The sequence below is a fragment of the Aquitalea sp. ASV15 genome, assembly GCF_016429115.1.
GTDB classification, from domain to species: domain Bacteria; phylum Pseudomonadota; class Gammaproteobacteria; order Burkholderiales; family Chromobacteriaceae; genus Aquitalea; species Aquitalea magnusonii.
Window position 1 is genome coordinate 1 of record NZ_JAELTZ010000085.1, and the last position, 9,619, is coordinate 9,619.

General features: G+C 63.7%; 11 protein-coding genes. 7 read left to right on the top strand and 4 right to left on the bottom strand.

Features of this window, described 5'->3' with window-relative positions:
* Nucleotides 1-132: 132 nt before the first annotated feature.
* From JHD64_RS20145 to JHD64_RS20170, 6 genes are all read left to right on the top strand, one after another.
* A complete protein-coding gene (locus tag JHD64_RS20145; protein WP_199055308.1) occupies nucleotides 133-963 on the top strand; it encodes a DUF692 domain-containing protein in 831 nt (276 codons plus the stop codon).
* Nucleotides 953-1,702, top strand: coding sequence for a DNA-binding domain-containing protein (locus JHD64_RS20150; protein WP_199055312.1), 750 nt, complete (start codon nucleotides 953-955; stop codon nucleotides 1,700-1,702). The genes JHD64_RS20145 and JHD64_RS20150 overlap by 11 nt, the downstream gene beginning before the upstream one ends.
* Nucleotides 1,703-1,771: 69 nt before the next feature.
* Entirely contained in the window at nucleotides 1,772-2,239 is a 468-nt protein-coding gene (locus tag JHD64_RS20155; RefSeq protein WP_059286409.1) for a DoxX family protein, read from the top strand.
* Between the two features lie 122 nt (nucleotides 2,240-2,361).
* Nucleotides 2,362-3,204 (top strand): phosphoserine phosphatase SerB, encoded by an 843-nt coding sequence (serB, locus tag JHD64_RS20160; protein ID WP_199055314.1) that lies wholly within the window; start codon nucleotides 2,362-2,364, stop codon nucleotides 3,202-3,204.
* A gap of 23 nt (nucleotides 3,205-3,227) precedes the next feature.
* Nucleotides 3,228-3,740: a hypothetical protein gene (locus tag JHD64_RS20165; RefSeq protein WP_059286410.1), complete on the top strand. Its 513-nt coding sequence runs from the start codon at nucleotides 3,228-3,230 to the stop codon at nucleotides 3,738-3,740.
* 103 nt (nucleotides 3,741-3,843) lie between these two features.
* The gene (locus JHD64_RS20170) at nucleotides 3,844-4,779 is read left to right on the top strand and encodes a PAS domain-containing protein (RefSeq protein WP_059286411.1); all 936 of its coding nucleotides are present in this window, start codon (nucleotides 3,844-3,846) and stop codon (nucleotides 4,777-4,779) included.
* 6 nt (nucleotides 4,780-4,785) lie between these two features.
* On the opposite strand, the gene JHD64_RS20175 is transcribed toward JHD64_RS20170, so the two are convergent.
* Both JHD64_RS20175 and mpl read right to left on the bottom strand, forming a co-directional pair.
* A complete protein-coding gene (locus JHD64_RS20175; protein ID WP_199055316.1) occupies nucleotides 4,786-5,418 on the bottom strand; it encodes a LysE family translocator in 633 nt (210 codons plus the stop codon).
* 26 nt (nucleotides 5,419-5,444) lie between these two features.
* Nucleotides 5,445-6,830, bottom strand: a complete 1,386-nt coding sequence (gene mpl / locus JHD64_RS20180; protein ID WP_199055318.1) for a UDP-N-acetylmuramate:L-alanyl-gamma-D-glutamyl-meso-diaminopimelate ligase — start codon at nucleotides 6,828-6,830, stop codon at nucleotides 5,445-5,447.
* 145 nt (nucleotides 6,831-6,975) lie between these two features.
* On the opposite strand from mpl, the gene ypfH reads away from it, so the two are divergent.
* Nucleotides 6,976-7,662, top strand: a complete 687-nt coding sequence (gene ypfH / locus JHD64_RS20185; protein ID WP_059287290.1) for an esterase — start codon at nucleotides 6,976-6,978, stop codon at nucleotides 7,660-7,662.
* A 64-nt stretch (nucleotides 7,663-7,726) separates the two neighbouring features.
* Here the strand turns inward: ypfH and JHD64_RS20190 are convergent, their stop codons facing one another.
* A complete protein-coding gene (locus JHD64_RS20190; protein ID WP_110313607.1) occupies nucleotides 7,727-9,127 on the bottom strand; it encodes a sodium:proton antiporter in 1,401 nt (466 codons plus the stop codon).
* Between the two features lie 96 nt (nucleotides 9,128-9,223).
* Entirely contained in the window at nucleotides 9,224-9,613 is a 390-nt protein-coding gene (gene gloA, locus JHD64_RS20195) for a lactoylglutathione lyase (protein WP_199055320.1), read from the bottom strand.
* Between the last annotated feature and the right edge of the window lie 6 nt (nucleotides 9,614-9,619).

Consider the following 9,619-nt stretch of genomic DNA (forward strand, 5'->3'; position numbering starts at 1 on the left):
GGCGACTGGAAATACGTTGCCAAGGGCAGCTGTGAAAAAATGGGCGGCATGCTGGCCAAGTAATCCGCCCCGGCATGGTTGCCGGCCCGCGCCGGCAACCTTCCCTTCACCTCCCTTCCGGTAAACCTGGTCATGACTCCGTCTTCCCTTCCCGCCGTCGCCGGCATCGGCTTGCGCGCACCCCACTATCGTCAGGTCATGGACACCCTGCCGCCACTAGGCTGGGTGGAAGTCCACAGCGAAAACTTTTTCGATGGCGGCATGCCCTTGGCCATGCTGCAGCGGGTGGCCAGCCACTATCCGCTGTCGCTGCACGGTGTGGGACTGGGACTGGGTTCGCTGGTACGCCCGGACGGAGAGCATCTGGCCGCCCTCAAGCGGCTGGTGGATGCCATCAAGCCGCCCGCGGTATCGGAACACCTGTCGTTCAACCACAGTGCCCAGCGCTATGTGAACGACCTGCTGCCCATCCCCTATACCATGGCCTCGCTGGCGGTGATTGCCAGCCATGTGGATGAAACGCAGCAGGCGCTGGGACGGCGCATCCTGCTGGAAAACCTGTCCAGCTATGTGGAGTTTCCCGGCAACGAGATGAACGAAGGCGAGTTTCTGGCCGAACTGGTGGCCCGCACCGGCTGCGGCCTGCTGCTGGACGTCAACAATCTCTACGTCAACGGCATCAATCTGGGCACGGATGTGCAGGCCGTACTGGCGGCATTGCCCGCCGCGGCGATTGGCGAAATCCACCTGGCCGGCTATAGCGAGGGCGAAGGCATGCTGGTGGATACCCACAGCCAGCCGGTGCATCCCGGCGTATGGCAGCTGTACGCCCAGGTCATCGCCAGCATCGGCCCGCGGCCGACGCTGATTGAGTGGGACCTGGACATTCCGCCACTGGACACGCTGCAGGCCGAGGCAGCCAAGGCCGACACCATCCTGCAAGGAGCACGCCATGACGCCTGAAGCACGCTGGCAGGCAGAGCTGCTGGAGCTGATCGCCCATACCGCGCAGCAGCCGGATGCCGCTCTGGGCCTGCGCCCGGCCGGACTGGCGGTCTATCGCAACAACTACCGCGTCGGCCTGATCGAAACCCTCAAGATGATCTATCCGGTGACCGGCCAGATCGTCGGCGAGGAATTCATGACCGGGCTGGCCCGTGAATACAGCAAGCAGCACGCCTCATACAGTGGCAATCTGCACCGCTATGGCGGCAGCTTTGCCGATTTCCTGCAGGACTTCCCACCGGCACAGGCACTGCCTTATCTGGCCGATGTGGCCCGGCTGGAATGGGCAGTGCACCGCAGCTATTACGCCATCGACCAGACCCCGCTGGCGGCCAGCGCGCTGACGGACATCCATCCGGAACAGTTCGGCCAGCTGCGCTTCGCTTTTTGCGACAGCAGCCGCGCATTGTCATCCCGCTGGCCGGTGGTCTCGATCTGGCAGGGACACCAGCCCGGACAGACGCTGAATGTGAACCTGGAGGCCGGTGGCGAACCGGCACTGGTCAGCCGCCACGCCGGCAAGGTCCGGGTGCAGGCAGAAACGGCCGGCATGGCAGCACTATTGCTGGCGCTGCAGGATGGCCAGCCGCTGGGCGAGGCCGCCGGGCAGGCCCTGGCAGCACAGGATGATTTCGATCTGCAAGCCGGGCTGGCACGGCTGTTTGCCGACGGCCTGCTCAGCCACTACCAACTGTAAAACCACGCAGGCAGCCCATCCGCCAGCACGCGGAGGGACGCGGCTTGCCCACCTCACGGGAGACCGACCATGCAAGTTCTCAGACAAAAACTGCTGCCGCTGCAGCGGCTGTTCGACCAGGCCAGTCACACCGCCCGTCCGCTGGTGCTGCTGCTGTTCCGGCTGTGGGTGGCCAATGTGTTTTTCAAATCCGGCCTGACCAAGCTGGAGGACTGGGACACCACGCTATTGCTGTTTTCCAATGACTACCATGTGCCGCTGCTGCCACCCGCGCTGGCCGCGGTGATGGGCACCTTTGGCGAAACGGTGTTTTCCAGCCTGCTGGTCGCCGGCCTGTTTGGCCGCTTTGCCGCCGCCGGGCTGTTCGTGGTCAACCTGATGGCCGTCATCAGCTATCCCGACCTCACCGACATCACCCGCCAGTTCCACTACTACTGGGCCATGCTGCTGCTGACCCTGTTTGCCTTCGGCCCCGGCTGCCTGTCGCTGGATGCCGCCTGGCGGAGCTGGCGCGGCAAGCCGCGCTTGCCGGCCTGAAGCCTGCGGGCAGGCCCGGCGCGGCACCAGCCGCCGCCAGCCTGCCCTGATACACGGGCATTCCGGCAGACTGCCCGGCAGTGGCATAATGGCGTATTGCCCAACTCCACATCCGCCCGCCCATGTCTCTTACCCTCGTCATCCAGTCCCCCCGTCTCGACAGCAAGGAATTGCAGGAACTGGCCGCACTGGCCGGTGCCAGCAGCATCAGCCAGCCCTCGCTCGAATGTGCCCGGCTGGAGCAGGCCGACCCGGCCAGCCGTGATGCCATCAGCGCCTGCTGCCAGGCCCTGGGCTACGACTTCGCCTTTGTCGACAGCAGCCTGCAGCTGGCCAACTTCGGCCTGCTGGTGTCCGATATGGACTCCACCCTGATCACCATCGAGTGCATCGACGAAATCGCCGACATGCAGGGCATCAAGCCGCAGGTGGCCGCCATTACCGAACGCTCGATGCGTGGCGAACTGGACTTCTCCGCCTCGCTGCGCGAACGGGTGAGCCTGCTGGCCGGCCTGCCGGAAAGCGCGCTGGAAAAGGTCTATAAAGAACGCCTGCAACTGAGCCCCGGCGCCGAGCAGCTGCTGGCCAGCTGCAAGGAAAACGGCATCCGCTTCATGCTGGTTTCCGGCGGTTTCACCTTCTTTACCGAAAAACTCAAGCAGCAACTGGGTCTGGACTACGCCTACGCCAACCAGCTGGAAGTGGTGGACGGCAAACTGACCGGCCGCGTGGTGGGCGAGATAGTCGACGCCGCCGCCAAGCAGCGCCTGCTGATTGAAAAACGCACACAACTGGGCTTGCGCCCGGATCAGGTCATCGCCATGGGTGATGGCGCCAACGACCTGCTGATGCTGGGAGAGGCCGGCGTCGGCATCGCCTACCGCGCCAAGCCGGTGGTGCAGGCCCAGGCCGATGTGGCCATCAATGTCATGGGGCTGGACGGCGTCAGCAGACTGTTCGCCTGATTGCCCATTGCGAGGAGAGCGTCATGAGCCCGCTGCCACAGCTGGACAGTGCCAGTTTCGATGCCATGTTGCCGCTGAGCGTGCACTTGCTCAGCGAAGAGCAGTGCTCACCGGCGCGCCAGCGCGAAACCCGGCTGGCGCTGCGGGTGCTGGCCGCACCCAGCGAAACGCCGGAAGAACCCGACCCGATGCTGGTACGGCTGGAGGCCAAGCTGGATCTGGCGCTGGAAATCTCGCTACTAGGCCATCACCCCGACCGACCGCCACTGACCCGCTGCCGGCTGGGACTGGACAGCATCGCCTGGCTGTCCGACCACCCGTGGCGGGTGGGTGACACGGTGCAGATCGCCCTGTCGCCCAATGCCGATTCGGCGCTGATGCTGTTTCTGGCCGCGCGCATCGAGGCGCAGTGCCCGACACCGGACGAGGCCTATGCCATTACCGCCCGCCTGCAACTGCCGGCAGACGAACAAACCGGCCCGCTATGGGAACGCTGGGTTTTCCGCCGCCACCGCCGCGCCATCCTGGAACGCTGAAACACCGCCAGCGGCGGCTGCCGTCTGCAGGTGAAATCCTCCGCCTGCTGGCTTAGACTGAACACATCAGGCACTCAACTGCCATTCAGCCCAGGTATGCCCCATGGCCAGCTTCCCCTCTTTCCAGTCGCTGATCGACACCGTGCAAGGTGCCCTGTTGCTGGCACAGCCAGCCAGCGGCCGCATCATCAGCGCCAACCAGCTGGCGGCCATCCTGCTGGCCACACCGCACGACGAATTGCTGGGCCGCGATTTCGTGCAGTATCTGCAGCACCCGGCCGATGCCGCCGAACTCATGACCTTGCTGGCCAGCAACAGCATGGTCTATAACCGGCGCCTGCAAATGAAAACCGCCACCGGCCGGCATTTCGAGGTGCAGCTATCGCTGCGCGAGGTGCTGCTGGATGACAGCATGACGCTGGTGATCAGCTTCAGTGACCGTACCGAAAGTCAGCTGATGAGCCAATTGCTCAATTTCGAACACCAACTGGTGGAACGCTCGCTCAATCTGGTGAAAAGCATGAAGCACGAACAACAGCCCAGCCACGATGACGACCAGCTCACCGGCGTGGTGGGCATGCCGCAACTACTGAGCGGAGCGCATGCCGAAACCGGGCGCATCCGCCGCTATGGCGGCGATCTGTCAGGCATGGCGGTGCAGCTGATCAATATTCCGCAGCTGATCCCGCAACAGGACAATGGCTCGGCACGACGCCACCTGCTGCGGCTGGCCGGCAGCCTGTGCGTGCAGAGCACGCGTGACAGCGATCAGGTGGCACGGCAGGAAGATGATGTGTTTCTGGTGCTGATGCCCAATACCAATCTGGAAGGCGCCCACGAACTGGGGCGCAGGCTGCTGCACTCGCTGGGCCAGCTGACCTATATCCATCAGGGACAGGAACAAAAGGCCCAGGCCTGCATCGGCATCAGTGCGCTGCGGCGGGAAGAAAACTCGCCCAATGCCATGCTGGAGCGTTTGCAGGGTGCATTGAGCCTGGCGCGCATTGCCGGCGCCAACCAGATACACCGCCAGGCCTGAGCGGGCTCAGCCACGGCCCTGGCGGGCCAGATGCACAGCCATGGCCGCCAGCACGCCGCCCATCAGCCAGCGCTGCAGGCGCAAAAACAGCGGCCGGCCGCTCAGGAAACGCGCCATGCTGCCGGCCAGCAACACCAGCAGCGCATTGACCAGCAGGCTGATGGTGATCTGGGTAAAGCCCAGCCACAGCGACTGGGCCAGCACACTGCCCTGCGCGGTATCGATAAACTGCGGCAGCAGCGACAGATACATCACCGCCACCTTGGGATTCAACAGATTGGTCAGCATGCCCATGGCAAACAGCTTGCGTGGGCTGTCTGCGGCCAGCTGGCGCAGCTCGAAAGGCGAGCGGCCACCCGGTCGCAGCGCCTGCCAGGCCAGATACATGAGATAGCCCGCCCCGGCCAGGCGCAGCGCATCGTAAGCCAGCGGCACCGCCAGCAGCAGCGCGCTGATGCCCAGCGCGGCGCACAGCATGTAGCAGAGAAAGCCCGCGCCGACGCCGGCCAGCGAAATCAGGCCGGCGCGCCGCCCCTGGCAGATGGAGCGCGACAAGAGATAGGCCATATTGGGACCGGGCGTCAGCACCATGCCCAGCGCCAGCAGGGCAAAGGTCAACCAGTGCAGGGACGGTGGCATGGCGGGCTTTCTTCAGGGATGGGCGTTCAGTGTGCCTGAGCGGCAGCCAGCCCATCCAGCAGTTTCTGATGAATGCCACCGAAACCGCCATTGCTCATCACCAGGATATGGTCGCCGGTCTTGGCCTCGGCCAGAATGGCGGCGATCAGCGTCTCCAGCTGGTCGAAGGTTTCCGCCTTATCGCCCATCACCTGCAGTGCCTCGGCCGGGCTCCAGTTCAGGCCGGCGGCCGAGCAGAATACCCGGTCGGCCCGTGTCAGCGAGCCGGGCAAGGCGTCTTTCATGGTGCCCAGCTTCATGGTATTGGAGCGTGGCTCCAGCACCGCCAGAATTCGCGCGTTGCCGACATGGCGGCGCAAGCCTTCCAGCGTGGTGGCAATGGCAGTGGGGTGATGGGCAAAGTCGTCGTAGACGGTGATGCCAGCCACCTGGCCACGCACTTCCATGCGGCGTTTGACATTGTCAAAGCGCGCCAGCGCGGCGATGGCATCGCGCACCGCCACGCCGGCATGGCGGGCAGCGGCAATGGCGGCCACCGCATTCAGGCGGTTGTGCTCACCCAGCAGCTTCCACTCCACCCGGCCTTGCAACTGGCCATGCAGCAGCACATCGAAATGTCCCTCGGCATCCGGCTCACCGGCCTGCCAGCCATCCGCCACGCCGAAAGCCTCCACCGGCGTCCAGCAGCCACGTTCCAGCACCCGCGTGAGGCTGGCTTCGCGCCCGTTATTGACAATCAGGCCCTGCGCCGGAATGGTGCGCACCAGGTGATGGAACTGGGTTTCGATGGCGGCCAGATCAGGGAAGATATCCGCGTGATCGTATTCCAGATTATTCAAAATCGCCGTGCGTGGGCGGTAGTGGACAAACTTGGAACGCTTGTCGAAAAAGGCGGTGTCGTATTCATCGGCCTCGATCACAAAGAAGGGACTGATGCTGGCCGGGTCCTGTGCCGGCACACCGGGCAGGCGGGCGGACACGCCAAAATTCTGCGGAATGCCGCCAATCAGGAAACCCGGCGCCAGGCCGGCATCTTCCAGAATCCACGCCAGCATGGAGCTGGTGGTGGTCTTGCCGTGGGTTCCGGCCACCGCCAGCACCCATTTGTCGTGCAGCACATTCTCGGCCAGCCACTGCGGGCCGGAAATATAGGGCAGCCCGCGATTGAGGATTTCCTCCATCAGCGGCTTGCCACGGCTCACCACATTACCGATGACATACACATCGGCCCCCAGCTCCAGCTGCTCGGCGCCAAAACCCTGGGTCAGGGTGATGCCCATGGCTTCCAGCTGGGTACTCATCGGGGGATAGACGTTGGCATCACAACCGGTGACGGTGTGACCGGCCTGCTTGGCAATGGCAGCAATGCCGCCCATGAAGGTGCCGCAAATGCCCAGGATATGAATGTGCATGACAGTAAATGCTGTGTTGACCGCGAGGGGGCTATTATAACGCCGCCTTGGCCGCATAATTCACTTGTTCGCACGCCGCCCGTGACGCGGCACATTGCCCTCAATCACCGTGGTCAGCTAACGCTGCCCCCTCTGGAGAATCACCATGACCCACGACCTCGTCATCCAGCGCCCCGACCAGCCACAGCAACTGATGCTGCTGTTTCATGGCGTGGGCGCCAGCCCGGAAAGCATGCAGCCAGTGGGCCAGTATCTGGCCAAAGGCTTTCCGCAGGCGCTGATTGTCAGCGTGGCCGGCAGCCATGCCAGCGATCTGGGCCAGGGTTTCCAATGGTTTTCGGTACAGGGCGTCACCGAGGAAAATCGCCCGGCCCGGGTGGCCGCGGCCCTGCCCGACTTTTTTGCGGCAGTCACACGCTGGCAACAGGACAGCGGCCTGGGCCATGCGGCCACCGCACTGGTGGGTTTCAGCCAGGGTGCCATCATGGCGCTGGAAGCGGCCGCCGCCAGGCCGGAACTGGCCAGCCGCGTGCTGGCGTTCAGCGGCCGCTTCGCCAGCCTGCCAGACGCACCGCTGGCGCAGACCACGGTGCATCTGTTCCATGGCAAGGCGGATCCGGTGATTCCCTATCAGCACAGCGTTCAGGCGGCCGAGCATCTGATCGCACTGGGCAGCGATGTCACAGCCGAGATCGAGCCCTTTGTCGGCCACCACATTGATGAAGATTTGCTGGAGAAGGCAAGGGACTACCTGCAAGCGCATATTCCCCGCCATGTATGGGACGAAGCCATGCGCACCAGCCCGGAACCGGCGGCCATCAAGCCCAGGTAGGCAGGCCCAGTTCAGCAAGCCGCATCCGGCGCGCGCCCCGCAGGGGCGGCGCGCCGTTTTTGCATCAGAAGAAGATCCAGGTCAGCAGGGCAAACAGCGGCATCAGCACGCCGATGGACCACAGCATGTAGGCAAAGAAACTGGGCATGGCCACGCCGCGCTGCTCGGCAATGGCCTTCACCATGAAATTAGGCGCATTGCCGATATAGGTATTGGCCCCCATGAACACCGCCCCCATGGAAATGGCCAGCAGCGTCTGCGCCAGCGGCCCCATCAGCGTGCTGGCGTCGCCGTCGGCCAGGTTGAAGAACACCAGGTAGGTGGGTGCATTGTCCAGGAAACTGGACAGCAGCCCGGTCATCCAGAAATACATGGCATTCACCGGCTGGCCATCCGCCCCGGATACCGCATGCACCAGCCCGGCCAGCTGCCCGGCAGTGCCGGCACGCAGGATGGCGATGGCCGGCGCGATGGTGACAAAGATGCCGGCAAACAGCTTGCCCACTTCCAGAATCGCTGCCCAGTTGAACTCATTGCCCGCCCGCACCTGCTTGGGGGTGATCCACAGGGAAATAATGGTCAGCAGCAGCAACAGGCCGTCGCGCACCAGATTCTGCAATTCGGCATGCACGCCGGCCAGCTCGAAGTGCAGCGCCGGCTGCCAGAAACCGGACAACAAGACCGCTCCCACCACGCCGGCCAGCAGCAGGAAATTGATCTTGCCGTACAAGCGCAAGGGCTGGTCGTGGTGCGGCTTGAACTCCTCGTCCTCACGGCGGTAGAAATAGCTGTCCACCGCATAGAACACCAGCAACAGCAAGGCCGCCAGCAGCGCCACCGGTAGCAGCATGTGCTGGAAGGTCCAGCCAAAAGTCACGCCCTTGAGAAAGCCCAGAAACAGCGGCGGGTCGCCCAGCGGCGTCAGGCCACCGCCGACATTGGCCACCAGGAAAATGAAGAACACCACCACATGCACCTGGTGCTTGCGGTTGTCATTGGCCTTGAGCAAGGGCCGGATCAGCAGCATGGCCGCCCCGGTGGTGCCCATGATGGAGGCCAACAGCGTGCCGATGGCCAGGATGCTGGTATTGACCCTGGGCGAACCATGCAGGCTGCCACCCACCAGAATGCCGCCGGACACGGTATACAGCGCCAGCAGCAGCATGATGAAGGGAATGTATTCCGTCACCAGCGCATGCACGATCAGGCTGATGGCGCTGCCCACCCCGAAGCTGGCGGTAAAGGGCAGCAGGAACAAAACCGTCCAGCAGGCGGTGATCTTGCCGAAATGGTGGTGCCAGAAGCCCGGTGCAAAAATCGGAAACAGGGCAATGGACAACAGGATGCCGGCAAAGGGCAGCACCCAGGCCAGGCTGAGCGTGCTGCCATCCAGATCGGCCGCCTGCGCCAGCGCAGGCAGGGCCAGCAGCGGCAGAACAAGCAGATTGCGCAGTGCGTAAGGCATTGAAGCTCCGTGAATACCGCGTACACATGAAAAAGGCCGGAACCCTGTGCTCCGGCCTGTGACGGCCCACCTGCGCAGGCCATGCAGCCGGAAGCCTTACAGGCTGCCCTTCTGGATGAACTCGATCTTGTAGCCGTCCGGATCTTCCACAAAAGCGATGACCGTGGTGCCGTGCTTCATCGGGCCGGCCTCACGTACCACCTTGCCGCCCTTGGCACGCACCGCCTCACAGGCCTGGTAGGCATCCTCCACCCCGATGGCGATATGGCCGAAGGCGTTGCCCAGTTCATAGCTATCGGTATCCCAGTTATGGGTCAGCTCCAGCACGGTATGGTCGGATTCCTCACCATAACCGACAAAGGCCAGGGTAAAGCGGCCTTCCGGGTAGTCCTGGCGGCGCAGCAGGCGCATGCCCAGTACATCCTGGTAAAAGGCCAGCGAACGTTCCAGATTGCCGACGCGCAGCATGGTGTGCAGAAATTGCATGATATG

What these genes read in the sequence shown, in the direction of transcription:
- JHD64_RS20190 (WP_110313607.1), bottom strand. Translation starts at nt 9,127, where the DNA reads ATGCCTTACGCACTGCGCAATCTGCTTGTTCTGCCGCTGCTGGCCCTG.
- gloA (WP_199055320.1), bottom strand. Translation starts at nt 9,613, where the DNA reads ATGCAATTTCTGCACACCATGCTGCGCGTCGGCAATCTGGAACGTTCG.
- ypfH (WP_059287290.1), top strand. Translation starts at nt 6,976, where the DNA reads ATGACCCACGACCTCGTCATCCAGCGCCCCGACCAGCCACAGCAACTG.
- serB (WP_199055314.1), top strand. Translation starts at nt 2,362, where the DNA reads ATGTCTCTTACCCTCGTCATCCAGTCCCCCCGTCTCGACAGCAAGGAA.
- JHD64_RS20145 (WP_199055308.1), top strand. Translation starts at nt 133, where the DNA reads ATGACTCCGTCTTCCCTTCCCGCCGTCGCCGGCATCGGCTTGCGCGCA.
- JHD64_RS20155 (WP_059286409.1), top strand. Translation starts at nt 1,772, where the DNA reads ATGCAAGTTCTCAGACAAAAACTGCTGCCGCTGCAGCGGCTGTTCGAC.
- JHD64_RS20165 (WP_059286410.1), top strand. Translation starts at nt 3,228, where the DNA reads ATGAGCCCGCTGCCACAGCTGGACAGTGCCAGTTTCGATGCCATGTTG.
- JHD64_RS20175 (WP_199055316.1), bottom strand. Translation starts at nt 5,418, where the DNA reads ATGCCACCGTCCCTGCACTGGTTGACCTTTGCCCTGCTGGCGCTGGGC.
- JHD64_RS20170 (WP_059286411.1), top strand. Translation starts at nt 3,844, where the DNA reads ATGGCCAGCTTCCCCTCTTTCCAGTCGCTGATCGACACCGTGCAAGGT.
- JHD64_RS20150 (WP_199055312.1), top strand. Translation starts at nt 953, where the DNA reads ATGACGCCTGAAGCACGCTGGCAGGCAGAGCTGCTGGAGCTGATCGCC.
- mpl (WP_199055318.1), bottom strand. Translation starts at nt 6,830, where the DNA reads ATGCACATTCATATCCTGGGCATTTGCGGCACCTTCATGGGCGGCATT.